Source organism: Stenotrophomonas sp. YJH_SMC_94-11, from assembly GCF_059370435.1.
The window spans coordinates 1-25,633 of sequence record NZ_JCAFTR010000005.1; the positions used below are offsets into that span (position 1 = coordinate 1).

21 protein-coding genes are annotated in these 25,633 nt (G+C 67.7%); 7 read left to right on the plus strand and 14 right to left on the minus strand.

Translation table 11 applies throughout. The features are described from left to right. A partial coding sequence (gene purU, locus AC5P74_RS10435; RefSeq protein WP_495204938.1) for a formyltetrahydrofolate deformylase occupies window positions 1-840 on the minus strand: 840 nt, incomplete at its 3' end. A gap of 114 nt (window positions 841-954) precedes the next feature. Between purU and AC5P74_RS10440 the strand changes: the two genes are divergently transcribed. Continuing rightward, the gene (locus AC5P74_RS10440; protein WP_069138218.1) at window positions 955-1,866 is read left to right on the plus strand and encodes a LysR family transcriptional regulator; all 912 of its coding nucleotides are present in this window, start codon (window positions 955-957) and stop codon (window positions 1,864-1,866) included. Between the two features lie 3 nt (window positions 1,867-1,869). On the opposite strand, the gene AC5P74_RS10445 is transcribed toward AC5P74_RS10440, so the two are convergent. The 3 genes from AC5P74_RS10445 to AC5P74_RS10455 form a co-directional block, all read right to left on the minus strand. Beyond that, on the minus strand, window positions 1,870-2,970 hold the full coding sequence (locus AC5P74_RS10445) for an NADH:flavin oxidoreductase/NADH oxidase (protein WP_080375098.1): 1,101 nt from the start codon (window positions 2,968-2,970) through the stop codon (window positions 1,870-1,872). A gap of 159 nt (window positions 2,971-3,129) precedes the next feature. After that, entirely contained in the window at window positions 3,130-3,936 is an 807-nt protein-coding gene (locus tag AC5P74_RS10450; RefSeq protein WP_206619877.1) for an NAD-dependent protein deacetylase, read from the minus strand. A gap of 43 nt (window positions 3,937-3,979) precedes the next feature. Next, complete coding sequence (locus AC5P74_RS10455; RefSeq protein ID WP_053499266.1) at window positions 3,980-4,381, minus strand: acyl-CoA thioesterase; 402 nt, start codon at window positions 4,379-4,381, stop codon at window positions 3,980-3,982. Between the two features lie 90 nt (window positions 4,382-4,471). Here AC5P74_RS10455 and AC5P74_RS10460 point away from each other — a divergent pair, with 90 nt between their 5' ends. Next, window positions 4,472-5,107 carry a LysE family translocator gene (locus AC5P74_RS10460; RefSeq protein WP_053499268.1) on the plus strand — a complete coding sequence of 212 codons (636 nt, stop codon included), beginning with the start codon at window positions 4,472-4,474 and terminating at the stop codon, window positions 5,105-5,107. A 102-nt stretch (window positions 5,108-5,209) separates the two neighbouring features. Here the strand turns inward: AC5P74_RS10460 and AC5P74_RS10465 are convergent, their stop codons facing one another. The 4 genes from AC5P74_RS10465 to AC5P74_RS10480 all read right to left on the minus strand — a co-directional run bounded on the left by AC5P74_RS10465 (window position 5,210) and on the right by AC5P74_RS10480 (window position 11,189). Beyond that, complete coding sequence (locus tag AC5P74_RS10465; RefSeq protein ID WP_005420683.1) at window positions 5,210-6,229, minus strand: ribonucleotide-diphosphate reductase subunit beta; 1,020 nt, start codon at window positions 6,227-6,229, stop codon at window positions 5,210-5,212. A 147-nt stretch (window positions 6,230-6,376) separates the two neighbouring features. Beyond that, entirely contained in the window at window positions 6,377-8,779 is a 2,403-nt protein-coding gene (locus AC5P74_RS10470; RefSeq protein ID WP_053499270.1) for a ribonucleoside-diphosphate reductase subunit alpha, read from the minus strand. Between the two features lie 641 nt (window positions 8,780-9,420). Then, entirely contained in the window at window positions 9,421-10,521 is a 1,101-nt protein-coding gene (gene zapE, locus AC5P74_RS10475; protein ID WP_171958053.1) for a cell division protein ZapE, read from the minus strand. Next, on the minus strand, window positions 10,518-11,189 hold the full coding sequence (locus AC5P74_RS10480; RefSeq protein ID WP_134972556.1) for an alpha/beta hydrolase: 672 nt from the start codon (window positions 11,187-11,189) through the stop codon (window positions 10,518-10,520). The genes zapE and AC5P74_RS10480 overlap by 4 nt, the downstream gene beginning before the upstream one ends. A 43-nt stretch (window positions 11,190-11,232) precedes the next feature. Between AC5P74_RS10480 and AC5P74_RS10485 the strand changes: the two genes are divergently transcribed. Beyond that, on the plus strand, window positions 11,233-12,090 hold the full coding sequence (locus tag AC5P74_RS10485) for an EamA family transporter (RefSeq protein ID WP_053499276.1): 858 nt from the start codon (window positions 11,233-11,235) through the stop codon (window positions 12,088-12,090). Between the two features lie 301 nt (window positions 12,091-12,391). On the opposite strand, the gene AC5P74_RS10490 is transcribed toward AC5P74_RS10485, so the two are convergent. The 3 genes from AC5P74_RS10490 to AC5P74_RS10500 all read right to left on the minus strand — a co-directional run bounded on the left by AC5P74_RS10490 (window position 12,392) and on the right by AC5P74_RS10500 (window position 15,401). Beyond that, window positions 12,392-13,837, minus strand: coding sequence for an ExeM/NucH family extracellular endonuclease (locus AC5P74_RS10490; RefSeq protein WP_346607959.1), 1,446 nt, complete (start codon window positions 13,835-13,837; stop codon window positions 12,392-12,394). 208 nt (window positions 13,838-14,045) lie between these two features. Then, window positions 14,046-14,564: a c-type cytochrome gene (locus AC5P74_RS10495; protein ID WP_005407662.1), complete on the minus strand. Its 519-nt coding sequence runs from the start codon at window positions 14,562-14,564 to the stop codon at window positions 14,046-14,048. A gap of 219 nt (window positions 14,565-14,783) precedes the next feature. Next, window positions 14,784-15,401, minus strand: coding sequence for a TetR/AcrR family transcriptional regulator (locus AC5P74_RS10500; protein ID WP_053499280.1), 618 nt, complete (start codon window positions 15,399-15,401; stop codon window positions 14,784-14,786). 158 nt (window positions 15,402-15,559) lie between these two features. Between AC5P74_RS10500 and AC5P74_RS10505 the strand changes: the two genes are divergently transcribed. The 3 genes from AC5P74_RS10505 to AC5P74_RS10515 are packed head-to-tail and all read left to right on the plus strand — an operon-like array spanning window position 15,560 to window position 20,353. Beyond that, window positions 15,560-16,723 (plus strand): isovaleryl-CoA dehydrogenase, encoded by a 1,164-nt coding sequence (locus tag AC5P74_RS10505; RefSeq protein ID WP_053499282.1) that lies wholly within the window; start codon window positions 15,560-15,562, stop codon window positions 16,721-16,723. Between the two features lie 10 nt (window positions 16,724-16,733). Further along, the gene (locus AC5P74_RS10510; protein WP_206619872.1) at window positions 16,734-18,344 is read left to right on the plus strand and encodes a carboxyl transferase domain-containing protein; all 1,611 of its coding nucleotides are present in this window, start codon (window positions 16,734-16,736) and stop codon (window positions 18,342-18,344) included. Between the two features lie 26 nt (window positions 18,345-18,370). Then, window positions 18,371-20,353 carry an acetyl/propionyl/methylcrotonyl-CoA carboxylase subunit alpha gene (locus tag AC5P74_RS10515; protein ID WP_171958048.1) on the plus strand — a complete coding sequence of 661 codons (1,983 nt, stop codon included), beginning with the start codon at window positions 18,371-18,373 and terminating at the stop codon, window positions 20,351-20,353. 19 nt (window positions 20,354-20,372) lie between these two features. Here the strand turns inward: AC5P74_RS10515 and AC5P74_RS10520 are convergent, their stop codons facing one another. Beyond that, window positions 20,373-21,539, minus strand: coding sequence for a putative peptide maturation dehydrogenase (locus AC5P74_RS10520; RefSeq protein WP_005420721.1), 1,167 nt, complete (start codon window positions 21,537-21,539; stop codon window positions 20,373-20,375). 138 nt (window positions 21,540-21,677) lie between these two features. Here AC5P74_RS10520 and AC5P74_RS10525 point away from each other — a divergent pair, with 138 nt between their 5' ends. Beyond that, window positions 21,678-21,974, plus strand: a complete 297-nt coding sequence (locus tag AC5P74_RS10525) for an NHLP-related RiPP peptide (RefSeq protein ID WP_065178400.1) — start codon at window positions 21,678-21,680, stop codon at window positions 21,972-21,974. A 7-nt stretch (window positions 21,975-21,981) separates the two neighbouring features. Here the strand turns inward: AC5P74_RS10525 and AC5P74_RS10530 are convergent, their stop codons facing one another. Together AC5P74_RS10530 and AC5P74_RS10535 are read right to left on the minus strand one after the other, a co-directional pair. Further along, window positions 21,982-24,474, minus strand: coding sequence for a putative peptide modification system cyclase (locus tag AC5P74_RS10530; protein ID WP_495204915.1), 2,493 nt, complete (start codon window positions 24,472-24,474; stop codon window positions 21,982-21,984). A gap of 13 nt (window positions 24,475-24,487) precedes the next feature. Then, entirely contained in the window at window positions 24,488-25,528 is a 1,041-nt protein-coding gene (locus AC5P74_RS10535; RefSeq protein WP_206619868.1) for a GGDEF domain-containing protein, read from the minus strand. Window positions 25,529-25,633: the final 105 nt, after the last annotated feature.

The following is a 25,633-nucleotide window of genomic DNA, read 5'->3' on the forward strand; positions in this document are numbered from 1 at the left end:
CACCGTGCGGTGCCCGTTGAGCAGGATGCGGTGCTCCACATGGCGGCGCACCGCGCGCGCCAGCACCAGCGATTCGGTATCGCTGCCCAGCCGCACCAGCTCGCGCGGCGCCATCGCGTGGTCCACGCGGGCCACGTCCTGTTCGATGATCGGGCCTTCGTCCAGATCCTCGGTGACGTAGTGCGCGGTGGCACCGATGATCTTGACCCCGCGCGCGTGCGCCTGGTGATACGGCTGCGCGCCCTTGAAGCTGGGCAGGAAGCTGTGGTGGATGTTGATCGCACGGCCGGCCAGCGCGCGGCACAGCGTGGGTGACAGGATCTGCATGTAGCGCGCCAGCACCACCAGGTCGATGCGCTCACGCTCGACCAGGTCGATGATCTGCTGCTCCTGCACCGCACGCGTATCGGCGGTCACCGGCAGGTGGTGGAACGGTACCTGGTAGGACGCGGCCAATGGCGCGAAGTCGGCGTGGTTGGACGCCACTGCCGCGATATCGACCTTCAGCTGGCCGCTGTGGGCACGGAACAGCAGGTCGTTGAGGCAGTGCCCCTGCTTGCTGACCAGCACCAGCAGGCGTGCCCGGCGGCGCCCATCATGCAGCTGCCAGTCCATGCCGAAGCCTTCGGCAAGTTTGGCCATCGCGGCATGCACGGTCTCCAGCGGCAAGCTGGCATCGCGGTCGAAATGCACGCGCAGGAAGAAGCGGCCACTTTCCTCGTCGCCGAACTGCTGGGCGTCGAGGATGTTGCAGCCGTGGTCGAACAGCAGGCCGGACACTCGGTAGACGATACCGGTACGGTCGGGGCAGGACAGGGTGAGGATGGAATCGGGGCGCATCTCCACAGTGTAGGGCAGCTTCCTGCCCAGCAGCCGGATGATCACCGATGCAACCGAACCGCTTGGTTCAGTCCCAAGCGATACTTGGCCATCACCGTGGCAAGCTGGTCGGTCATGAACCTGTTGCAACTGATCCGCAGCTTCACCCGCACCGCAGAGACCGGCAGCATTGCCGCCGCGGCCCGCATCCTTGGCATCAGCGCCACCGCAGTCGGCCAGAACATCAACCGACTGGAAGCGCATCTGGGCGTACGGCTGCTGAACCGGAGTACGCGCCAGCTGGCCCTCAGCGAGGCCGGCGCGCTGTACCTGGCGCAGGTGCGCCACATCGAGGGCGACCTGGCGCGCGCGCAGGCGATGGTGACTGCCGGTGATATCGAACCGGCCGGTCCCCTGCGCATCGCCAGCAGCAGCGCCTTCGGCCGCCACGTGCTGGCACCGTTGCTGCCGTCACTGCAGCAGCGCTACCCGCAACTGCAGCTGGAGCTGCGCCTGACCGACCGCGCCGTGCAGCATGGTCCAGAGGCGGTGGATGCCAGCATCCGCATCGGCGCGCAGCTGGAGGACGGTGTGGTCGCACGGCAGCTGGCGCGCGTGCCATTCGTGTTCTGCGCCTCACCAACCTACCTGAAGACCCATGGCACGCCGCAGGAACCCTCGGACCTGGGCAGCCATCGCGGGCTGCTGCACCGCTTCCCCACCGATGGCCGGCCGCTGCGCTGGGGCCTGCTGAAGGACGGCCAGCGCGTGGACGCCGCGCTGCCGCCGAGCATGGTCTGCGATGACATCGATGCGCTGGCGTCGCTGGCGGCGGCCGGTGCCGGCATCACACGATTGGCTGCGTTCGTGGCCGAGCCCTACCTGCGCGACGGCCGCCTGCAGGCGGTGTTCGGCGCCGACACGGCGTGGCGCCCGGAGCCAATGGAGGTCTATTTCTGCGTCAGCGACCGCCGCGACTTCACCGCCAAGATCCGCGCGCTGTTCGAGCATCTGCAGGCCGGCATGGCGCCGGCCTGGCGGGTGTGAGCCTCAGCGCGCCTTGAACACGCCACGCGCATCGCGCGGCTCGCAGCGCAGGTACTGCGGCGCCGGCTCCACGCTGTCGCGCAATGCGGCAGCAGCGTGCCACGGCCAGCGCGGGTCGTAGAGGATGCCGCGTGCCAGCGCTACCGCATCGGCGTGGCGATGGCGCAGGATCGATTCGGCTTGCTCGGGCTCGGTGATCATGCCCACCGCGATCACCGGCATGCGTACCTTGGCCTTGATCGCCGCGGCGAACGGCACCTGGTAGCCGGGACCGACGGTGATCTTCTGGCGTTCGTCCAGGCCACCGCTGGAGACATGCAGGAAATTGCAGCCGCGCGCGTCCAGCACCTGGGCCAGCGCTTCGCTCTGCACCAGGTCCCAGCCACCCTCGACCCAGTCGCTGGCGGAAATGCGCACGCCCACGGCGATCTTGTCCGATACCGCCGCACGCACGGCGTCGAACACCTCCACCAACAGGCGCAGGCGGTTCGGCAGCGAGCCGCCATAGCCATCGGTGCGGTGGTTGCTCAGCGGCGACAGGAACTGGTGCAGCAGGTAGCCGTGCGCGGCATGCAGCTCGATCAGCTCGAAGCCCAGGCGCTCGGCCCGCACCGCACTGGCGGCGAAAGCGGCGATGAGCTCGGCGATGCCGGCCTCGTCCAGTTCCTGCGGTGCCGGATCGGCGGCATGGAACGGCAGCGGCGACGGCGCCACCGTGGCCCAGCCACGCGCATCATCGGCCGGCAGCTGGCCGCCGCCGTCCCACGGGCGCTTCACCGAGGCCTTGCGACCGGCGTGGCCGAGCTGGATGCCCAGCGGCATCGGCGACCAGCGGCGGACGCTGGCCAACACCTGTGCCAACGCGGCCTCGGTGCCGTCATCCCACAGGCCGAGGTCGGCCCAGCTGATGCGGCCGCGCGGCTCGACCGCCGTGGCTTCCAGGATCAGCAGGCCGGCGCCGGACTGCGCCAGGTTGCCCAGGTGCATGGCGTGCCAGTCGCTGGCGCGACCGTCTTCGGCGGAGTACTGGCACATCGGCGCGATGACGATGCGGTTGGACAGGGTGAGGGGGCCGAACGAGATCGGCGAGAACAGCTGGCTCAAGACGGTGATGAACGACGTAGGGGGTGCGTATTGCACCGCTGCGCGGCTCGCGGATCAACCATCTGGATGGATCGCTGTTTCGTGTGACCTGCAGCAGCCGAGCGTGCGCCCGGCTCTACAGAAGCCCTCGCCCCTTGTAGAGCCGAGCCCGTGCTTGGCTCAGCGCGCAGCCCACGTGGCCAGCGCTTCAGCGCAGTCCCGCTCATCCTTGAACAACAGCAGGTCGTCGGCTCGGGTGCGGCCTCGGTTCAGCGCCACCACCGGCAACCCTGCCTTCGCGGCCGCCTGCACGAAGCGGAAGCCGGAATAGACCATCAGCGACGAGCCCACCACCAGCACGGCGTCGGCCTGCTGCAGGTGATCGTGCACCGCCGCCACCCGTTCACGCGGCACGTTCTCGCCGAAGAACACCACATCCGGCTTCAGCAGGCCGCCGCAGTAAGGGCAATCGGGCACCACGAACGTGGAGAAATCGGTCTCCAGATCGGCATCGCCATCGGGCGCGATACCGGCCTCCAGCGCATCCCAGCCCGGATTGGCGTCCAGCAGCCGCTGCTGGAAATCCTCGCGGCCACTGCGGCGCTCACAGCCCATGCAGCGCACCCGGTCCAGGCGGCCATGCAGGTCGATCACCTTGTGGCTGCCGGCACGCTGGTGCAGGCCGTCCACGTTCTGGGTCAGCAGCAGCTGCAGCTTGCCGTTGTTTTCCAGGGCGGCCAGGGCCTGGTGGGTGCCGTTGGGCCGGGCCAGGCCGAAGCGCGGCCAGCCCAGCAGGCTGCGTGCCCAGTAGCGCTGGCGGGTACCCGCTTCGCCCATGAACGCCTGGTAGGTCACCGGCGGCGTGCGCTTCCACTGGCCGTCGGTATCGCGGTAATCGGGGATGCCCGAGGCGGTGCTGCAACCGGCGCCGGTCAGCACGAACAGGCGCTGGGCGCGGTCGATGAAGTCGGTCAGCGGCGAGGTCATGGCTGCCAGATGGGGGCGCCGCAGCGCCCGTGCAAGCGCCGGCTCAGGCGGCCGGCAGCGGCGGCACCGCGATCGGGTGGCCGTCCTCGTCCAGCGCGATCATCACGAAGTGGCCGCGGGTACACAGCTTGCGCTCACCGCTGTGCAGGTCCTCGGCGACCAGTTCGACCTCGACCTTCATCGAGCTGCGCCCGACTTCGACGATGCGGCCGATGGTTTCCACCATCTGGCCGATGCGGATCGGCAGCTTGAAGTCGACCTGGTCGCTGCGCGCGGTCACCACGGTGCGGCGCGAATAGCGGGCGGCGGCCAGGAAGGCGGCCTTGTCCATCCACGCCAATGCCTGGCCACCGAACAGGGTGCCGAGGTGGTTGGTGTGGTTGGGGAAGACGATTTCGGCCATGCGCACTTCAGTGGGCGGCACGATCTCGGGGATCGGGGTCATGGGGGTGCTTCGGTGTGGGGTCCGGTAATTTTAAGCCAGGCCCCGTGCAGGCGGCGCTACACTGCGCCACGCCCACTGCCAGGACCGCCCATGCCCGCACTTTCCGACCTGCTGGCCTTCGCGCTGGTTTCCCTGGCCATGGTGCTCACACCCGGGCCGAACATGATCTACGTCATCTCGCGCTCGATCTGCCAAGGGCCGCTCGCCGGGCTGATCTCGCTGGCCGGGGTGGCGCTGGGCTTCGTGTTCTACATGCTGTGCGCGGCGCTGGGCATCACCGCCCTGCTGATGACCGTGCCGTTCGCCTATGAGGCGCTGCGCATCGGTGGCGCGCTGTACCTGCTCTACCTGGCGTGGCAGGCGCTGAAGCCCGGCGGCCGTTCGCCGTTCGCGGTGCGCGAGCTGCCGCAGGACAGCCCGCGCAGACTGTTCACGATGGGCTTGCTGACCAATCTGCTGAACCCGAAAGTGGCGGTGATGTACCTGTCGCTGCTGCCGCAGTTCCTGCATCCGGACAGCGAAGGCAGTGTGCTGATGCAGTCGATCGTGTTGGGCTGCACCCAGATCGTGGTCAGCGTCAGCGTGAACGGCCTGATCGCGCTGACCGCCGGCAGCATCGCCGGCTTCCTGGCCGCGCGCCCCACCTGGCAGAGGGTGCAGCGCTGGCTGATGGGCACGGTGCTGGCCGGGTTGGCGGTGCGCATGGCGGTGGAAGGGCGGCGCTGATCGTAGAGTCGAGCCATGCTCGACTCTACAAAAGCCAGGCGCGCAACAAAAAACCCCGGCATTGGCCGGGGTCTTTCGTTGCGACAGGCCTGACCGGTTCGATCAGAAGTTCATGTCGAAGGCGACTTCGCCCTGCACGCCGACCTGGTAGGCCGAGACGCGGCGTTCGAAGAAGTTGGTCAGTTCCTGCACGTCCTGCAGTTCCATGAACGGCAGCGGGTTGCGCACGTTGTACTTCTTTTCCATGCCCAGCTTGGCAAAGTGCTGGTCGGCGCAGTGCTGCAGGTACTGGCGCATGTCGCGGGTGGAAATGCCAGCCACGCCACCGGACAGCACGTCCTCAGCGAACTGCACTTCGCATTCGATGGCTTCGGCCAGCATGTCGTAGACCTGCTGCTTCATTTCATCGTCGAACAGGTCCGGCTCTTCCTCACGCACCACGCGCACCGACTCGAAGGCGAACTCCATGTGCGCGCTTTCGTCGCGGAACACCCAGTTGGTGCCCGAGGCCAGGCCTGGCAGCAGGCCGCGCGAACGGAAGTAGTACACGTAGGCGAACGCAGCGAAGAAGAACAGGCCTTCGATGCAGGCAGCGAAGCAGATCTGGTTGAGCAGGAACTGGCGGCGCTGTTCGCGGGTCTCGATGCGGGTCAGGTCCTGGATCGAGTCGATCCACTTGAAGCAGAAATCGGCCTTCTTCTTGATCGAGTCGATGTTCTCCACCGCCGAGAACGCCTTGGCGCGCTCTTCCGGGTCCGGCAGGTAGTTGTCGAGCAGGGTCAGGTAGAACTGCACGTGCAGCGCTTCTTCATACAACTGGCGCGACAGGTACATGCGCGCTTCCGGCGCATTGAGGTGCTGGTACAGGTTCAGCACCAGGTTGTTGGACACGATCGAGTCGCCGGTGGCGAAGAACGCGACCAGGCGGTGGATCAGGTGGCGCTCGCCCGGCGACATCTTGCTGTGCAGGTCGGTGATGTCGATCTGGAAGTTGATCTCTTCCACCGTCCAGGTGTTCTTGATCGCATTCCGGTACATGTCATAGAACTGCGGGTAGCGCATCGGGCGCAGGGTCAGTTCAAAACCGGGATCGAGCAGCATCTGCTTGGGCTTGTCGGCCATGGGTGTTTCCTTGAATTCTCGGGTCAAAACGCCGGGCATGGCCCGGCGCTACCTTGGTGTTTCCGTGCTGCAGCCGAGCATGGCTCGGCTCTACAGGTGCGAGGTGTTCGAGTGCCGACCAACGGTCGGCACCCACCGCGCGGCGTGTTACTGGCAGGCTTCGCAGGCTTCCGGGTTTTCCAGCGAGCAGGCGATGGCTTCGTCCGGGCTGAACACCTTGGCCGGTGCGGCGGCACTCACCGTGGTCTTGGCGATCTTGGTGGCCGGGCGCGAACGCAGGTAGTAGGTGGTCTTGATGCCCTGCTTCCAGGCGTACATGTACATGGAGGACATCGCGCCGATGTTCGGGCTTTCCATGAACAGGTTGAGCGAGGCCGACTGGTCGATGAAGGCGCCACGCTCGGCGGCCATGTCGATCAGCGAACGCATCGGCAGTTCCCACGCGGTGCGGTAGACCTCGCGCAGCGTTTCCGGGATCTGCGCCACGCCGGCGATGGAGCCTTCGGCCAGCTTGATGGCATCGCGCATTTCCGGCGTCCACAGGCCCAGCTTCTTCAGCTCGTTGACCAGGTAGCGGTTGACCTGCAGGAAGTCACCGGACAGGGTCTCGCGCTTGAACAGGTTGGACACCTGCGGCTCGACGCACTCGTAGCAGCCGGCGATCGAGGCGATGGTCGCGGTCGGCGCGATCGCGATCATCAGCGAGTTGCGCAGGCCGTGTTCCTTGATGCGCTCACGCAGGGCATCCCAGCGCGCAGTGTCTTCCGGCACCACGTTCCAGGCATCGAACTGCAGTTCGCCGCTGGCGGCACGGGTGTCGTTGAACGACGGGTGCTTGCCGCGTTCCTGGGCCAGCTCGCAGGAGGTTTCCAGCGCGTGGAAGTAGATCGCTTCGGCGATCTTCTTCGACAGCGCGCGGGCTTCGGCGCTGTCGAACGGCAGGCGCTTGCGGAAGAACACATCCTGCAGGCCCATGCAGCCCAGGCCGACCGGACGCCAGCGCAGGTTGGCGCGGCGGGCGGTTTCGATCGGGTAGAAGTTCAGGTCGATGACGCGGTCGAGCTGGCGCACGGCCAGGCGCACGGTCTCGGCCAGCTTCTCGAAGTCGAACTCGTTGTGCTCGTCGAAGTGGTTGCCCAGGTTGATCGAACCCAGGTTGCACACTGCGGTTTCATCGTTGGAAGTGACTTCCAGGATTTCGGTGCACAGGTTGGACAGGTGGATCACGTTGCCCGGACGCAGGGTCTGGTTGCTGGCGCGGTTGCACTTGTCCTTGAAGGTCATCCAGCCGTTGCCGGTCTCGGCCAGCGTACGCATCATGCGGGCGTACAGCTTGCGCGCGGAGATGGTGCGGTTGGCCTTGCCCTGGGCTTCGGCCTGCAGGTAGGCAGCCTCGAAGGCTTCGCCAAACAGGTCGGTGAACTCCGGCACGACGCGCGGATCGAACAGCGACCATTCCTGGTCGGCCTCGACGCGCTTCATGAACAGGTCCGGCACCCAGTTGGCCAGGTTCAGGTTGTGCGCACGGCGGGCTTCGTCACCGGTGTTGTCACGCAGTTCGAGGAAGTCCTCGATGTCGGCGTGCCAGGTTTCCAGGTACACGCAGGCTGCGCCCTTGCGCTTGCCGCCCTGGTTCACCGCGGCCACGGACGAATCCATGGTCTTCAGCCACGGCACGATGCCGTTGGAGTGGCCGTTGGTCGACTTGATCAGCGAACCGCGCGAACGCACGCGGGTGTAGCTGACGCCGATGCCGCCGGAGAACTTCGACAGCTGGGCGATGTCGCCGTACTTGGCATAGATCGACTCCAGCGAGTCCTGCGGCGAGTCCAGCAGGAAGCACGAGGACAGCTGCTCGTGGGTGGTGCCGGAGTTGAACAGGGTCGGGCTGGACGGCAGGTAGTCCAGATTGCCCATGCGCTTGTACAGCGCCAGGGTCTCGGACACGTCCTCGCTCAGCGCGCTGGCGATGCGCAGGAAGAACTGCTGCGGGGTCTCGATCACCTTGCGGGTGTGCGGATGGCGCAGCAGGTAACGGTCGTACAGGGTACGCAGGCCGAAGTAATCGAAGTTCAGGTCCAGCGCGCCGTCGATGGCGTCGTTGAGCTTGCGTGCATTGGTCTGCACGAAGTTCAGCAGGCGGTCGTTGATCAGGCCGACTTCATGGCCGCGGCTGACCGACTGCGAGAAGGCGTAGATTTCCTGGCCCGAGACTTCCTTGGCGATGTAGTTGGCCAGCAGGCGCGCAGCGAGGCGGCCGTACTCGGGCTCTTCACCGATCAGCAGGGCGGCGGTGCGGATGGACAGTTCGTCCAGTTCGCGGGTGGTGGCGCCGTTGTACAGGCCGGAAATGGTACGGGTGGCCACGCGCATCGGATCGACGGCGTGCAGGCCTTCGGAGGAACGCTGCACCGCGCGCACGATCTTGTTCAGGTCCACCAGCTCGGTGGTCCCGTTGCGCTTGGTCACACTCATCGCGTTGGCCGTCGGCGGCGACGTCAACAGGAACTCGCTTTCCTTCTCGATGGTGGCGCTGGATTCGGTGCTCACGGCGTATGTCCTCTTGGCGTGATTGGGGGTGCTCGATGCATCGGGGTGACGCAGCCCGGGACATGACGGCCCAGGATGGCAGGACGGCGTCGCAGGGGATGAGACCCTGCGCCTGCCACTGCCGTTGACGATCGCGGATGGGTGCTGCTGCCAACCCCCAGACCTGGGGTTACTGCGACCGACGGCCACAAGATAGTGGGGGTAGTGGGGTCCGTCAACGCCAAATGTAGTGAAATTCGGCAATCCCTTGCGCCGCAAGGATCGTGCCGACGGCGCCCGGATCAGACGCTTCAGACCTGCCGGAACGGGCTGCGCAGTCAAGCCCGAAAGGCGTCACTGCGGTGGCACAACGCACCGCGGAAACGGAACAATGACAGCTTCACATGACAGTGATGAAGCTGGCTAGGGACAACCCTGTGGATAGGTGGTGGGCATCCGGTGGACGTCGGGATCACCCGCCGGGCAGCGACGCGAGGCCGCATGTGTCGGCCGGGCCGGAGGAGTGGCCGTTGGGGAGCGCGGTTGCGCCCACCCGATAGCCGCGCCGTGCTGTTGTAGAGCCGAGCCCACGCTCGGCTGCTTCTGAATGATGTGCCGAAAAGCAGCCGAGCGTGGGCCCGGCTCTACAAACGGCACTACCCTCACGCCCGGTGCGGGGTGCCCAGGTACTCGGCGCTCTGCATCTCGATCAGGCGCGAGGCGGTGCGCTCGAACGCGCCCTGCAGGCGCTGGCCGGTGTACAGCTCGACCGGCGAGGTGCTGGCCGTGCAGACCAGGTTGACGTGGCGGTCGTACAACTCGTCGATCAGGTTGACGAAGCGACGCGCGGCATCCTCGTTCAGGCGATCGAAGGCCGGAATGCCGCCCAGCAGCACCGTGTTGAACTCGTGCGCGATCTCGATGTAGTCCGAGGGCCCGCGCGGGCCCTCGCACAGCGCGGCGAAATCGAACCAGGCGATGCTCTTGCCGCGGCCGCGGACCGGAATCTTGCGGCCCTCGATCTCGATGTTGCCGGGCCTGGCCGGTTGGCCGCCGCTCAGTTCGCTCCAGCGCGTGGCCAGCCAGTTGTCGCTGTCGGCGGCCAACGGTGCGCGGTACACCGGCGAGCGGGTCAGCGCGCGCATCCGGTAGTCCTCGGTGCCTTCGGCGTACAGCTCCACGCAGAAGCGCTGCAACAGGCCGATGGCCGGCAGGAAGCTCTCGCGCTGCAGGCCGTTGAGGTACAGGTTCTCCACTGCGGTGTTGGAGGTGGTGACCAGGGTCACGCCCTCGGCGAACAGGCGCTCCAGCAGCCGAGCCAGCAGCATCGCATCACCGATGTCGGTGACGAAGAACTCGTCCAGCACCAGCACGCGCAGGTTGCTGCGCCACTCCTGGGCGATCTTCGCCAGCGGGTCGCTCTGCCCCTGGTGCTCGCGCAGACGCTCGTGGACGCTGCGCATGAAGCGATGGAAATGCGTGCGGTACTTCTGCTTGATCGGCAGCCCGTCGTAGAACAGGTCGACCAGGAAGGTCTTGCCGCGGCCGACGCCGCCCCAGAAGTACAGGCCCTTGACCGGCTCGGGCTTCTTCCAGAACGAGGACAGGCGGTCCAGCCAACCGTCCTCGGCACTGTCCAGCAGGCCCAGGTGGATGCGGTCCAGCTCGGCCAGCGCTGCATGCTGGGCCGGGTCGTCCTGCCAGTCACCACGGGCGACCCCTTCCGCGTACCGCTGCGACGGGGTCAACTCGGTTGCACTCATGCCGCCGCGCCCAGCCAATGCTTCACGCCGTGGGTCAGCGCGCCGCGCAGGTCGATCAGCTTGCGGTGGAAGAAGTGGCTGGTCTCGGGCATGCGCACCAGCTCATGCGGGAACTCCAGCGTGTCCAGCCACTGGTAGACAGCCTGCGGGTCGACGATCTCGTCCTGCTCGCCCTGGATCACCAGCCAGCGCGCCGGCGGTACGATGCCATCGAAGTCCCAGCGGCCGGCCGGTGGCGCGATCGAGATCAGCGCCTCCGGCTGCAGCGCGGCAGCCGCCTTCAGCGACACGAACGAACCGAAGCTGAAACCGGCCAGCCACAGGCGGTCGTGCGGGCGCTGGCTGCGCACCCAGGCGGCGACCGCCTTCAGGTCATCCTGCTCGCCCACGCCGCCATCGAAGGTACCGGCCGAAGCGCCGACGCTGCGGAAGTTGAAGCGCACCGTGGCGATGCCCAGCTCGCGCAGGGTGGTGGCGGTCATGGTGACCACCTTGTTGTGCAGGGTGCCGCCTTCGGTGGACAGCGGATGGCAGACAATGGCCACGATCGGCTGCACCGGCACATCGGCCTTGGGCAGGTCGACGACCACTTCCAGCGGGCCGGCCGGGCCATCCAGTTGGAGACAGGCGGTTTCGCCGGGGGCGACGGGGAACGAGGGCTTGTGCATGGCACCATGATACCGTCCCCCGCCCCTGCCCTGTGCCCGCCCCATGCTCTACCTGTCTTTGGCCGTGATCTGCAGCGTGCTGGTTTCGGTGGTGTTGAAGGTGGCTGGACGCCGCCAGCTGGATGTCGCGCAGATGGTCACCTGGAACTATCTGGTGGCGGCAACGCTCACCGCGGTGGTGCTGCAGCCGCCGCTGGATGCGCTGCGCGCGCCGCATGCGCCGTGGCTGTCATTGCTGGCGCTGGCGGTGGTGCTGCCCTCGATCTTCCTGGTGCTGGGCCGCGCAGTGGCGGTGGCCGGCATCGTGCGCAGCGATGTGGCGCAGCGCCTGTCGCTGCTGCTGTCACTGGCTGCCGCCTTCCTGTTCTTCGGCCAGAGCGCGACGCCGTGGAAGCTGGTCGGCCTGGCGCTGGGCCTGGTCGCCATGGCGGCGATCAGCCTGCGCCCGCGCGGCCCGGCGGTGGCGTCCTCGCCCGGCGGCTGGGGCTGGCTGCTGGGCGTATGGGGCGGGTTTGCGGTGGTGGACGTGCTGCTCAAGCAGGTGGCGCTGTCGGGCACGCCGTCGATGGCGGCGGTGCTGGCCAGCTTCAGCGTGGCCTTCGTGCTGATGCTGGCCCTGCAGCTGTGGCGGCATGTCAGTGGCCGCAGCCGGCTGTCCTGGCGCAACCTCGGCGCGGGTGCGCTGCTGGGCCTGCTCAATGGCAGCAACATCCTGTTCTATGTGCATGCGCACCAGTCGATGCCGGACAACCCGGCCACCGTGTTCGCCGGCATGAACATCGGCGTTGTGGTGCTGGGTGCACTGGTGGGCGTGTTCGTCTTCGGCGAGGCCACCACGAAGTGGAACCGCGCAGGTCTGGCGCTGGCGGTACTGGCGATCGGCTTGATCGCCTGGGGGTGAGCGTTGGTTGCGGCGGGCCATTTCCGCGCCCGCGGTGGGATGTCACTTTTCTTTTCGCGCGAAAAGAAAAGTAACCAAAAGAAACGCGCCGCCAGCCGCGAGCCGGCGCTGTGCACCGGTACCCTGCGCTTCTCGGCGAACCAGGGGACGGCGCCGAACTCGCTGCGCTCAGACATCGGCGCCTCTTCGCCCCTGGTTCACCTGCGATGCTCGGCTCGCTTGAAGGCGGACTGGTAGATCAAAAGCAAAGGCGGCATCCGTGCCGATCAAGGTGACTACCAGAGCAGATCCCCGGCGAACCTTATCTGTCGAAACCCAGCAGCAGCGGGTCGTGGTCGGAGCTGCGCCACGGGCCCTGCACGTTGCGGCCCTGGTAACCGCTGGCGTCCTGCTCGTCGGCGTTGCTGTGCCATTCGGCGGCACCGCGCAGGCGCTTGGCCATGCCCGGGCTGAGCAACGCGTGGTCAAGGCGGCCGGTGTAGCCGTTGTAGACGTAGCTGTAGGGATGCTCGACCTTGGCGACCTTGAACGCGTCCTGCCAGCCCAGGTCGTGCAGGGTGCGGATCGGGTCTTCCATCGCGTAGGCGTTGAAATCGCCGAGCAGTACCGCGTCCTTTGTACCGGTACCGGTCGGATCCGTCTGCAGCCAGGCATGCAGCTGCTGCGCCGAGGTCACGCGGGTGGCGTTCCAGCAACCCTGGTTGTCGTTGCGGTCGGCGTCGGCGCCGCTTGCGTCGCGGCAGCCCTTCGACTTGAAGTGATTGGCCACCACCACGAACGGCGCGCCCTGCTTGCCCTGGAAGGCCTGCGCCAGCGGCACGCGGCTGTGCTCGACGAACGGGCCGCCGGTCAACGTGGCCGGCGTGCCGACCGGCTGCAGGCGTGAGCTGCGGTAGATGATGCCGACCCGGATCGGGTTGTCGCCGGGGCCGTTGCCGGCATCGACGAAGCGCCAGTCGCCCTGCGCGCCGCGGTCACGGTTGAGCGCATCGACCAGTTCGGCGATGGCCGACTGCGGTCCGTAGCCGTCGTTCTCCAGCTCCATCAGCGCGGCGACGTCGGCGCCCAGCGCGTTGACCGTGGCGACCAGCTTGGCCACCTGCGCTTTGTGCTCGTCCAGCGTGCGGGCGCCGCGCAGGGTGGGGAAGCCGCCGCCCTGGCCATCACCGTTGAAGAAGTTCTCCAGGTTGAAGGCGGCCACGTGCAGGCTGCCTGGCACCGTCGGCACCGCCGGACGCTTGAGTTCCGGCAGTTTCAGCACACCCTCGACCTGCAGGCGCGGACGGCCCTGTGCATCCACGCGCACGATGCCCTGCACGTCGCGCAGCTGCATGCCGGTGCGCAGCACCGGGCTGCCCGGCAGGTACGCCACGCTGGCGGGGGCTCGGGCATCACTGCCATCTTCCAGCACCAGGCGGCGGCGCTGGTTGTCGGCCATCACCTGCTCATAGCCGGCCGTACCCGGCGCGGCCACTTCGGTCGGCTGCCAGAGGCGACCATCGAAGGCTACGGTGAGCTGGCCGAAGCGCTCCAGGCCGTCGCTACCGGCCAGGGTCAGCGGTGCGGCGATGCGCACGCGCTGGCCATCCAGCGCGCGCCAGTCGGCCGGCGCGGCGGTCAGCACCACGGTGGCGCTGCTGCGCGCGGCGGAGGGTGGCGCGACCGGTGCGGCCTGCGGCTGGGCCTGGGCAAAGGCGCTGGCCGGCAGCAGCAGGGACAGGGCAAGGGCGAGGGAACGGCGGCGCATCGACGGGCGATTCCTTGGAAGAGGGCGCACAGACTAACCCTGAAATGCGAAACCCCGCCTGCGCATCGGGGGCATATGACGATCAGGCCTCGGTGGGCAAAGCCGGGGGATCGTAGAGCCGAGCCCATGCTCGGCTGCACCTGGCCACACCGCGCGCAGAGCAGCCGAGCGCGGGCTCGGCTCTACAGGAAGCGGCGCGTTGCGGCGGTTACTTCAGGTTGCCCAGCATCCAGTCCACGGTGGCATGGATCTGTTCTTCGGTCAGGGCCGGGTTGCCGCCCTTGGGCGGCATGATGCCGCCGTCGGGGCCGGTATAACCCTCGATGGCGTGCTTGTAGAGGGTGTCCTTGCCCTGTGCGATGCGCTTGTCCCAGTGCGAATGGTCCAGCGTCGGTGCCATGCCCACGCCGGTGGTGTGGCAGGCGGTGCACAGGTTGTCGAAGATCACCTTTCCATCCTTGGTGCCGCCGTAGGCCACCTGCGACGCAGCCTTGGCCAGCGCGGCGGCCTTGGCTGCGGCCTGCGCGGCGGCGCCGGTACTGCCGGCATAGACCGCGCCGGTGGGCGAGATGCGCTGTTCGGTGCGCTTGGCTGCGGTCGGCGACACCTCGGGCGGAATCCGGGTGTGGATGTAGGCGGCAAGGAGGATGAGGCCGAGGGTGATGGTCGCCAGCAGCGCGATCACCATGGAGAAGCGTTTCAGGAACTCCAGATCGTAATTCCGCACTCTTCGTTACCCCTGGCTGATAGTCGTTGGACCACGGCTGAGCGACTGCGTGATGGGCCGAGTATAGAACGCACTTTGCGTGCGACAACAGGCGTCACTGCTGATGCGGCGCAGCATGCGGCCGTGGCCGCATGCGGGTAGCGCCGGGCCGTGCCCGGCGAGCGCGAAGCGCGGCAACAACGGTCGAGGATGGCAACAGCCGCCGGGCATGGCCCGGCGCTACCGTTTTGCGGGGGCGCCGATCGCACGCAGGCAGAAGCTGCAGATCGCATCCACCAGCGCATCCTCGTCGCGGTGCGCTTCGCGGCTGGGCGCGGTCGGGCCGACCATCGCTTCGGTGAAGGCACCGACCAGGCACGCGGCGGCCACATGCGCGTCCTGCACCGGCAGCTCGCCGGCCGCTACGCCCTCCTCCACCAGCCGCAGGAACACGTCGCCGAAGGCGCGACGGCCGCGCATGCGCTCGGCTTCCACGTCCGGGTCGACCGGTTCAACGATGAAGGCGTGCGCCAGCCCCGGCCCGGCCAGGGCACGACGGACGAAGGCGGTGATCGCCAGCCGCAGCCGCTCGCTGGCCGCCTCCGGGCCACTGGCGATGCGCTCCATGATCGCGACCTCGTGGGCGACGGCGGCATTGAGGACTTCCACGAACAGCTCTGCCTTGGACGGGAAGTGGCGATAGATCAGGCCGGTGGACACCCCGGCCTGGGTCGCCACGGCCGTCACCGGGGCATTGCGCCAGCCGCCAGTGGCGACCAGCTCGCGGGTGGCCAGCAGGATCCGTTCACGGGCGCCCGCCAGGCGTTCTTCCATCAATGCAGAGCGTTTATAAGCCATGTTCTGATTCTAGTTTCAATTTTTGAATTCGTATTCACTTCTTACCCGAACCCCGCTACGCTGGGGCCATCGCCCGTGTGGGTGGCGGTCCTGCAGACCGCCCCCCACTCCCCCGCCGGGTGCGTCCATTCCTGCCATCCCGCCGTGGAGCCACCACAATGCACGTGCCATCCCTGAACTTCGATCTTGGCGAAGACATCGACCTGCTGCGCCAGAGCGTGGCCCATTTTGCCGCCGCCGAGGTCGCTCCGCTGGCCGCCGAGGCCGATGCCAGCAACCAGTTCCCTCTGGCGCTGTGGCCGAAGCTTGGCGAACAGGGGCTGCTGGGCCTCACCGTGGAAGAAGCATACGGCGGCACCGGCATGGGTTACCTGGCCCACGTGGTGGCGATGGAAGAGATCTCGCGCGCGTCCGGCGGCATCGGCCTGTCCTATGGCGCGCACTCCAACCTGTGCGTGAACCAGCTGCGCAAGAACGGCAACGAGGAACAGAAGCAGCGCTTCCTGCCCGACCTGTGCAGCGGCGCCAAGGTGGGCGCGCTGGCGATGAGCGAACCAGGCGCCGGTTCGGACGTGGTGTCGATGAAGCTGCGTGCGGACAAGCGCGGCGACCGCTACGTGCTCAACGGCAACAAGATGTGGATCACCAACGGCCCGGATGCCGACGTGCTGGTGGTCTACGCCAAGACCGACATGGAGGCCGGCGCCAAGGGCATCACCGCGTTCCTGGTCGAGAAGGGCATGAAGGGCTTTTCCACCGCGCAGAAGCTGGACAAGCTGGGCATGCGCTCTTCGCCCACCTGCGAGCTGGTGTTCCAGGATTGCGAGATTCCTGAAGAGAACGTGCTGGGCCAGGTTGGCGGTGGCGTGCGCGTGCTGATGTCCGGCCTGGACTACGAGCGCGTGGTGCTGTCCGGTGGCCCGCTGGGCCTGATGGCTGCGGCGATGGACGTGGTGATGCCGTACGTGCACGAGCGCCACCAGTTCGGCGAGCCGATCGGCAGCTTCCAGCTGATCCAGGCCAAGATCGCCGACATGTACGTGGGCCTGGGTGCCTGCCGCGCGTATGTCTATGCCGTGGCACGTGCCTGCGACCAGGGCCGCACCACCCGCCAGGACGCCGCCGGTGCCATCCTGTACGCCGCCGAGAAGGCCACCTGGCTGACCGGCCAGGCGATCCAGATCCTCGGCGGCAACGGCTACATCAACGAATACCCGACCGGCCGCTTGTGGCGCGATGCCAAGCTGTATGAGATCGGCGCCGGCACGTCCGAGATCCGCCGCATGCTGATCGGCCGCGAACTGTTCCAGCGCACCCTGTAAGGCCACTGCGATGACCGTATTGAGCACCCAGCTGCAACCGGGCAGCGAAACGTTTGAAAGCAACCGCGCGGCCATGCAAGCCGTGGTCGACGACCTGCATGCCACCCTCGCCCGCACCGCGCTGGGTGGCAGCGAAGCCGCACGCGCCAAGCACACCGCGCGCGGCAAGCTGCTGGTGCGTGACCGCATCGACGCGCTGCTCGACCCCGGCAGCGCCTTCCTGGAAATCGCGCCGCTGGCTGCGCACGGCATGTACGAAGACGCCGTGCCGGCCGCTGGCGTAGTGGCCGGCATCGGCCGCGTCAGTGGCGTGGAATGCGTGATCGTGGCCAACGATGCCACGGTCAAGGGCGGCACCTACTACCCGATGACGGTGAAGAAGCACCTGCGCGCGCAGGAGATCGCCGAGCAGAACCACCTGCCGTGCATCTACCTGGTCGATTCCGGTGGTGCGTTCCTGCCACTGCAGGACGAAGTCTTTCCCGACCGCGACCATTTCGGCCGCATCTTCTACAACCAGGCCAACCTGTCGGCGCAGGGCATTCCGCAGATCGCCTGCGTGATGGGCAGCTGCACCGCTGGTGGTGCCTATGTGCCAGCGATGAGCGACGAGACGGTGATCGTGCGCGAGCAGGGCACGATCTTCCTTGGCGGCCCGCCGCTGGTGAAGGCGGCCACCGGCGAAGTGGTGACGGCCGAGGAACTGGGCGGCGCCGATGTGCACACGCGCATCTCCGGCGTGGCTGACCACATGGCCGACAACGATCTGCAGGCGCTGGCACGGGTGCGCGCGATCATCGCCCAGCTCAACTGGCGCAAGCCGGAACCGGCGATGGCGGTGCAGGCGCCCGAGGAACCGCTGCTGCCGGCACACGAACTGTACGGGGTGATCCCGGCCGATACGCGCAAGCCCTACGACGTACGCGAAGTGATCGCGCGGCTGGTCGATGGCTCACGCTTCGACGAATTCAAGCCGCGCTACGGCGCAACGCTGGTCACCGGCTTCGCCCATCTGAACGGCTACCCGATCGGCATCATCGCCAACAACGGCATCCTGTTCTCCGAGTCGGCACTGAAGGGCGCGCACTTCATCGAGCTGTGCACCCAGCGCAACATCCCGCTGGTGTTCCTGCAGAACATCACCGGCTTCATGGTCGGTCGAAAGTACGAACAGGGTGGTATCGCCAAGGACGGGGCCAAGCTGGTGATGGCGGTGGCCTGCGCCAAGGTACCCAGGTTCACCGTGGTGATCGGTGGCTCGTTCGGTGCCGGCAACTACGGCATGTGCGGCCGTGCATACTCGCCGAACTTCCTGTGGATGTGGCCGAACGCGCGCATCGGCGTGATGGGTGGCGAACAGGCCGCCAGCGTGCTGGCCACGGTCAAGCGCGATGGCATCGAGGCCAAGGGTGGCCAGTGGCCGGCAGCGGAGGAAGACGCGTTCAAGGCACCGATCCGCGACCAGTTCGAGCAGCAGGGCCACCCGTACTACGCCAGCGCGCGCCTGTGGGACGACGGCGTGATCGATCCGGCCGACACCCGCCGGGTGCTGGCGCTGGCGCTGTCGGCCAGCCTCAACGCCGCCCCGCAGCAGACGCGCTTCGGCGTGTTCCGCATGTAACCCGTGCCATGACCGAGCCTGTTGCCATGTTCACCAAAGTCCTGATCGCCAACCGCGGCGAAATCGCCTGCCGCGTCATCGCCACCTGCCACCGCCTCGGCATCGCCACCGTGGCGGTGTATTCCGATGCCGACCGCAACGCACGCCACGTACGCCTGGCCGACGAGGCCATCCACATCGGCCCGGCCGCCGCGCGTGAGAGCTACCTGCGCGGCGATGCCCTGCTCGACGCCGCACGCCTGACCGGCGCGCAGGCGATCCACCCCGGCTACGGCTTCCTGTCCGAGAATGCCGACTTCGCCGATGCCTGCGCTGCCGCCGGCATCACCTTCATCGGGCCGCCGGCCAGCGCCATCCGCGCGATGGGTGACAAGAGCGCCGCCAAGGCATTGATGGCCAAGGCCGGTGTGCCGCTGACCCCGGGCTACCACGGCGACCAGCAGGCGCCGGACTTCCTGCGCGCGCAGGCCGATGCCATCGGCTACCCGGTGCTGATCAAGGCCAGCGCCGGTGGCGGTGGCAAGGGCATGCGCAAGGTCGAACGCAGCGAGGACTTCGTCGATGCACTGGCCAGCTGCCAGCGCGAAGCCGCCTCGGCATTCGGCAACGACCATGTGCTGGTCGAGAAGTACGTCGAGCGCCCGCGCCATATCGAGATCCAGGTGTTCGGCGACAGCTACGGTGAGGCGGTCTACCTGTTCGAGCGCGACTGCTCGGTGCAGCGCCGCCACCAGAAGGTGCTGGAAGAAGCACCCGCCCCGGGCATGAGCCCCGAACGTCGTGCTGCGATGGGCAAGGCCGCGGTCGATGCCGCGCGCGCGGTGGGCTACGTCGGTGCTGGCACGGTGGAATTCATCGCCGGCCCGGACGGTGATTTCTACTTCATGGAGATGAACACCCGCCTGCAGGTCGAGCATCCGGTCACCGAGTACATCACCGGCACCGACCTGGTGGAGTGGCAGCTGCGCGTAGCCTCGGGCCAGCCGCTGCCGCTGCGCCAGGAGCAGCTGGCGATCCACGGCCACGCCATCGAGGCGCGGCTGTATGCCGAAGACGCCGACCGTGGTTTCCTGCCGTCCACCGGCCTCCTGCGCCGCCTGCGCCTGCCGTCGCCGTCGACTCATGTGCGCGTGGATACCGGTGTCGAGGAAGGCGATAGCATCACGCCGTACTACGATCCGATGATTGCCAAGCTGATCGTCTGGGACGTGGACCGCGACGCCGCGCTGCGCCGCATGAGCCAGGCCCTGGCCGACTGCCAGGTGGTGGGCGTGACCACCAATGCCGGTTTCCTGCGCCGCCTGGTGAACACCGATTCGTTTACCCACGCCAAGCTGGATACCGCGCTGATCGAGCGCGAGCAGGCCGCATTGGGCCGGGTAGGTGACAGCGATGATGCGCTGTGGCTGCTGGCGGCGGTGGCCGCCGTGGCCACTACTGCAGGTGCAGCCAGCGACGCGCGCGACCCGCATTCGCCGTGGCAGGTGCAGGATGGCTGGCGCCTTGGCGCGCCCGCGCCACGCGTGCTTCCGCTGCAGCAGGGTGAACGCCGGCACACGCTGAAGGTGTGGGCGCAGACCGATGGTTGGCGCGTGCAGTGCGACGACGCGGCACCCGTGCAGGTGATCGGCACAGCCGATGTACGGGGGCTGGCGGTACAGCTGGGCGACCGCCGCGGGTCGCTGCAGCTGCTGCGCGACGGTGACCAGCTGTACCTGTTCGGCACCGACGGCCAGCACCGTTTCACCCTGCATGATCCGGTGAGCGAATCGGACCACGCCGTGGCCGATGCCGGCAGCCTGCTGGCACCAATGCCCGGGAAGATCGTGGCCACGCTGGTCGCCGCCGGTACCGAGGTCAAGCGCGGCACGCCGCTGGTGGTGCTGGAAGCGATGAAGATGGAGCACACCCTGCAGGCGCCGGCCGACGGCACGGTGAAGGGCTACCGCGCCAAGGCCGGTGACCAGGTCAGCGACGGCGCGGTGCTGGTGGACTTCGAAGCGGCGTGAACGCCGGGGCGACGGTCGCTCAGCGGTCGTCGCCCGCCGTCACCCGACCTGCGGGATCGAATTCGGCCGTGTCCAGCGTGGCACTGCGCCAGCCCAGGCCGCAGATGGCCATCGCGCTCTGACCGATGCCATCGAAGCCGAAGGCACGATCGACATCGGCATCGTTGATGGCCGCTGTCACGAACGCCGCCAGCCCGCGCTCGGTCGCGCACAGGTACAGCAGCTGCGAGATGTGGCCAACATCCAGCGTCACCGCACGATGCGCCTTGGCGTGGTTGCGGTACTTCCAGAAGCAGCGGTCATAGCGCGGCGCCAGCACCAGCAGCGCCGGCGCGTCGGCGAACCACGCCTGCCCGGACAGCATCCGCCGCGCCAGCGCCGGCAGTGCCTGCGGCGGTGGCGAGGGCAACGGCAGCACGGCGTGCTGCACCGGGTGGTAGTGGTACAGGCCCGGTGCCAGTCCTTCCACGTTCTGCACCAGCAGGAAGCCTTCGGTAGGATGCAGGCCGCCACCGGAAGGCACGTTCTTCTTCAGGAACTCGGTATCGCGCTCGACCTTCTGCACCGCGTGCGCCATCAGCGTGCGCTGCAGCACCTGGGCCAGCAATGGCAGCGGCAGCGCGCGCTGCGGGTCGAAATTGCGGCAGGTGGTGCGGCGCGCCAGCAGTGCGTCGAACGCGGCCTCTTCGCTGCGCGGCAGCGGCTGGTAGTCGCCCTGCATGGGCTGCACCACCGGCGGTGGCGGCCCGAGGCGCTGGCGCAGGCCGGCAGCGGTGTCCAACCCCTGCCGACGCATGTCCTCCACGCTGTCCACGGCCTGCCAGCGCGCATGGCGATGGGCCAGCGCGGCTAGCGGCCACCACTGGCTGCGCCGCAGCGCCTCGTCGCGCAGCTGGTGCCCCACCTCGCTCGGCGGGTCGGTCAGCAGCAGGCCCTGCTCGACCAGGCGGGCCAGCATCGCCGGGGAGGCATCGGCAGGCGGTTCACTCCAGCGGTGCGCGCTGAGCTCGCCCAGCAGCTGGCGCTCCTCGGCGTCCACCGGCAGTGGCTGGTCCAGATGTGCGGCCAGCGCCACCCAGCTGATCTGGCTGTCCATCTCGGCGTGGCCGGCCAGCATCGCGCGCAGGTCCAGGGTGACCGCCTCGCGGGGTTCGAACATCAGGCTGGCGCAGCGGCGCAGGCGCATAAGTTTCCTTCCTTCTGCCGCACAACCGGCATAGCAGCAACGACCGCGGCGCGGCCAACTTTAGCGATGTGGGCAGCGCGGCCCTCAATGGCAGGCTGTCGCGGCCGATACGAGAAACTCCACCTACGGACGATCCCCATGAGCACCCATCCCCGCCTTTCCGCCGCAGACGCCAGCACCCTGCTGGACCACCTGATCGGCAGCGACGACTTCCGCCGCCACTTCACCGCGTCGCCGGCCAAGGCCCTGGCCTCGATCGGCCTGGACGGTGCCGTTGGCGAGAACGACTGCATGAAGATCGGCACCCTGGCCTCGGTCGAGGAGCTGAGCCAAGTGCGTGACGGGCTGCAGGCCCACCTGTCCGGGTCGGTGGCGGCCATGACCGTGGTGTTCTGCTTCGAAGCCGGCAAGGTCGGCGAGCGCATCGACGGCTGACCCGCCATCAGGGCGCGCCGGCCGTGGCCGGCGTAGCCCACGTGGAGACGTCATACACGTTCAGCGGTTGCCACACCTGCAGGGCGGTGACCTCGGCAATGGCCTGTCCGCGATGCTGGGCCAGCCAGGCCTGCTGGCGGCGCACGGCGGCTTCATCGCCCTGCGCACGCAGCGCGAGCAGCAGCACGACGCGCGCCTGCACCGGCTCGCTGCCATCCAGGATCGGCTCGATCAGGGCGCGGGCAGCCTCGGGACGCTGCATCTGCAGCTCATCCATGGCGCTGACGATGCGCAGCCAGCGGTCCGCGACCGGACTGCGCAGGCTGCGCAGCAGGGGCCGCTGCTCGTCCAGCCAGCGCCTGGCCAGTTCGAACTGGCCCTGCCGCTGCGCCAGGTGGACCAGTGCCAGCCATTGCAGGCCACGGGCATGCAGCATGGGATCATCACGCTCCTGCAGCATCGGCTGCAGCAGCGCCGCGATCGCCTGCAGCCCGGCACGGTCAGCGCCCGGGCACAACGCCGCCACGCTGGCGTGCTGCAGGCGCTGCTGCACCTGAAGATCGACCAGCGTCGGCGCCGCTGCATCTTCGCGTATCGCCCGCTGCATCGCCGGGCAGTCGCGCTGCGCGGCCGCCAGCAGCAGCTGCGCACGCAGCTTCATCCGCTGCTGCAGGGCATCGCTGGCATGGATCTGCGGCAACAGCTTCGCTGCCTTGGCGTACTGCCCCTGCGCCACCAGCACATCCACGCCGGTCTCATCGGCGTCATCACGGCCGCGCAGGATCTGCGCCTGTGCCAGTGTTTCGGCGGCAAGCTGCGGTTGGTTGGCAGCGATCTGTATCCGCACCAGGTGGACCAGCGGATACAGCCGCAGCGGATCCTGCGGCACTGCGGCGGCACGCGCATAGGGCTCGGCCTCGCTGAACTGGTTGGCCTGCAGCAGGTACCAGGACGTGTTGGACAGCCCCGCGAACGAATCCGGATAGACCTTGGCCAGCGTGCGCCATTGCTCCAGCGCCCAGCCACCCGGCTCCAGCTCGGCCATCCAGGCCTTCAGGTACAGCCGCTCGCGTGGCGGCAGCCGATCCTGCAGGTCCAGCGCATGCTGCATGGCTTCGCGTGCACGCCGCCCTTCCTCGACGCGCGCATGCAGTTTGGCCACGCCCATGTAGGCCAGGGCGAAACCGGGATCGATATCGATCGCCGCCTGGTAAAGGTTGCGCGCCTCCTCGAAGCGACGCTGGCCCAGTGCACTCTCCGCCAGCGCGAATGCACGCAGTGCGCGCAGGTCCTGGGTCGATGCCCGCGGCAGCGGCAACGACTGTTCCAGGCTCGCCACCGATTCGCCCAGTCCGCGCCGCAGGCGCCCGACCACATCGTCCACCGCGAACACCATCTGATCGGATCGATCCGCGGTGGCGGTGAACGTCTGGATCACCTGGCCGCTGCCCGGTGCTGCGACGTCGATGGCCAGCTCGTAGCCACCGATCTTCTGCCGCACGGTCGGCAACAGCACGGCGCGCGCGCCTTCCCGCACCGCCACGTTGGCCGCGGTATCGCGGCTGAGCCGGGTATCGCCCGAGAGCCGCGCCATTTCCAGGCTTTCGCGGATCTTGCCCTCCGACAGCACGTTCACGTAGCGCGACTGCTCCAGCGCGATCCGGATCGCGTGCCGCATCGAGTCGTCGAAGATCGGGTCGCCGGTGAGGTTGTCGACATCGCCGAGCACCACCCAGTCGCGCTCAGCGAACGCAATCGCCGGTTCCGGCCGCAGCAGCAGCCAGCCGCCGAGCACCGCCACCGCCAGCACCAGGCCTTCGGCGGCCAGCACCAGCGGCTGCCGCCACAACGGCAGGTCGCGGCGGGCCTTGGCATTGGCACGTGGCATGCGCAGCGGTGCGGAGCCGATCTCGCCCACTTCGATCACTTCCTGTACCACCGCCACGCCCTTGAAGCGCCAGCGCCCGTGCGACTTCCACAACAGGCGCGTGCCGCGCTCGCCCAACGCATCGGTGGCACGGCGGGTCAGCGATTCGGCTACCGCCGACAACAGGATCTGGCCGGGCCGCGCCAGCATCATCAGGCGCGCCGCCATCGGCTTGGCCAAGCCTTCCACTTCCATCGACTTGGCGCCGGCGCGGACCGCCTCTGCACTGTTTTCCCAGGTCAGCACGTCACCCACATGCAGGCCGGCACGCGCGCGCAGTTCAATCGCACGCTGCTGGCCCAGCGCATGCAGTTCGCGCTGGTAGTCCAGGGCGAAGCCCAGGGCATCGATGGCGCGCTCGAACAGCATGAACAGGCCGTCCGAACGATCGATCAGCTGGCCGTTCCAGCGGTGCTGCAGCACCAGCACCAGGCGGTCGTGTTCCTGGAACAGGCTCGCCGCCGCCACGTCGCCGATCCGCTCGACCAGCTGCAGCGAATCACACAGATCAGTGAACAGCAGGGCGCGTAGCTGTGGGCTATGCGGGGCTGACGTTCCGTTGTCGCCATTCATCGCCTGCATCTCCCTATTGGCCGTCCGGATCATCCACCCAGCGCAGGCAGTTGCCGCCATCACGCTTGGCCCGGTACAGCGCCCGATCGGCGCTGGCATACCACTCGCTCCAGTCCGCGTCGGCATCCAGCAGGCTGGCTCCGATGCTGACCAGGCTTACATGCGGCGTGCCATGGCTGCGCTCGAGCAGGCCGTGCACCGCGCTGAGGATGAACTCGGCAGCGTGCTGCACGATCTCGCGGTTGCCACGGCGCAGCATCAGGCAGAACTCATCACCGCCAAGCCGGCAGGCCAGGTCCTGTTCGCCAGCCATCGAGCGCAGGATGTTGCCCATGCTCTGCAGCACGCGGTCGCCGGCCTGGTGGCCGTGGCGGTCGTTGATCTGCTTGAAACGGTCGCAATCGATCAGCAGCAGCGCCTGCGGCGGCCCCTCGGCACGCTCGCGGCACTCCTGCAGGTACAGGGTGAGGCCACGGCGGTTGTGCAGACCGGTCAGTTCATCGGTACGCACCAGCTCGCGGGTGTGGGTCAGCTGGTGGGTGGTGATGTAGAGGTTGTCCAGCGCGGTTTCCAGATCGTGGTTGCGCCGGCGCAGCTGGCTGATCAGGGCCTGTTCGTTGGCCAGCACGCGCATGATCGTGCGGCGCAGGAAGTAGGCCACCAGGCCCGGATCGGATTCGACCAGCCGGTGGAAATCAGCCGGCCCCAGTTCCAGCACATCGCAGTCGACCAGCGCGCGCGCGCTGGCGCTGCGCAGGTGGTCGCCGACCAGCAGGCCCAGTTCTCCGAAGAACTCATGCGGCCCGAGTGTCTTGATCACCAGGTCCTCGCCGAAGTCCAGTTCGATCTGGCCTTCGAGGATCACATACATGCGCTCGCCGCGGTGGCCACGCTGGAACAGCCACTGTCCGGCACGGAGCTTGCATGCGCGGGCGAATCTGGCAAACAATGCCACCTCGGCATCTGACAACAGCGCGTGCACGATCTCGGCCATCGCCACCCGGGCGATACCTGTCGTCACATCACTGTTCTCGGCCGCACCCCTGCCGGTCATTCCCTGCACCCGCCGCCAGCGTCCCCTGGTGAGCCGCGGAGCATAGCACCGCTTTAAAGTGTGCGCCCTATCTCATTTTGACCGTTCTGCCGATCTTGATTGATG

Coding starts and splice junctions, on each gene's coding strand:
- AC5P74_RS10490 (WP_346607959.1), bottom strand. CDS start 13,837: ATGCGCCGCCGTTCCCTCGCCCTTGCCCTGTCCCTGCTGCTGCCGGCC.
- AC5P74_RS10455 (WP_053499266.1), bottom strand. CDS start 4,381: ATGACCCCGATCCCCGAGATCGTGCCGCCCACTGAAGTGCGCATGGCC.
- AC5P74_RS10505 (WP_053499282.1), top strand. CDS start 15,560: ATGCACGTGCCATCCCTGAACTTCGATCTTGGCGAAGACATCGACCTG.
- AC5P74_RS10530 (WP_495204915.1), bottom strand. CDS start 24,474: ATGAATGGCGACAACGGAACGTCAGCCCCGCATAGCCCACAGCTACGC.
- AC5P74_RS10515 (WP_171958048.1), top strand. CDS start 18,371: ATGTTCACCAAAGTCCTGATCGCCAACCGCGGCGAAATCGCCTGCCGC.
- AC5P74_RS10440 (WP_069138218.1), top strand. CDS start 955: ATGAACCTGTTGCAACTGATCCGCAGCTTCACCCGCACCGCAGAGACC.
- AC5P74_RS10535 (WP_206619868.1), bottom strand. CDS start 25,528: ATGACCGGCAGGGGTGCGGCCGAGAACAGTGATGTGACGACAGGTATC.
- AC5P74_RS10450 (WP_206619877.1), bottom strand. CDS start 3,936: ATGACCTCGCCGCTGACCGACTTCATCGACCGCGCCCAGCGCCTGTTC.
- AC5P74_RS10500 (WP_053499280.1), bottom strand. CDS start 15,401: ATGGCTTATAAACGCTCTGCATTGATGGAAGAACGCCTGGCGGGCGCC.
- AC5P74_RS10510 (WP_206619872.1), top strand. CDS start 16,734: ATGACCGTATTGAGCACCCAGCTGCAACCGGGCAGCGAAACGTTTGAA.
- AC5P74_RS10525 (WP_065178400.1), top strand. CDS start 21,678: ATGAGCACCCATCCCCGCCTTTCCGCCGCAGACGCCAGCACCCTGCTG.
- AC5P74_RS10485 (WP_053499276.1), top strand. CDS start 11,233: ATGCTCTACCTGTCTTTGGCCGTGATCTGCAGCGTGCTGGTTTCGGTG.
- AC5P74_RS10460 (WP_053499268.1), top strand. CDS start 4,472: ATGCCCGCACTTTCCGACCTGCTGGCCTTCGCGCTGGTTTCCCTGGCC.
- zapE (WP_171958053.1), bottom strand. CDS start 10,521: ATGAGTGCAACCGAGTTGACCCCGTCGCAGCGGTACGCGGAAGGGGTC.
- AC5P74_RS10465 (WP_005420683.1), bottom strand. CDS start 6,229: ATGGCCGACAAGCCCAAGCAGATGCTGCTCGATCCCGGTTTTGAACTG.
- AC5P74_RS10480 (WP_134972556.1), bottom strand. CDS start 11,189: ATGCACAAGCCCTCGTTCCCCGTCGCCCCCGGCGAAACCGCCTGTCTC.
- AC5P74_RS10520 (WP_005420721.1), bottom strand. CDS start 21,539: ATGCGCCTGCGCCGCTGCGCCAGCCTGATGTTCGAACCCCGCGAGGCG.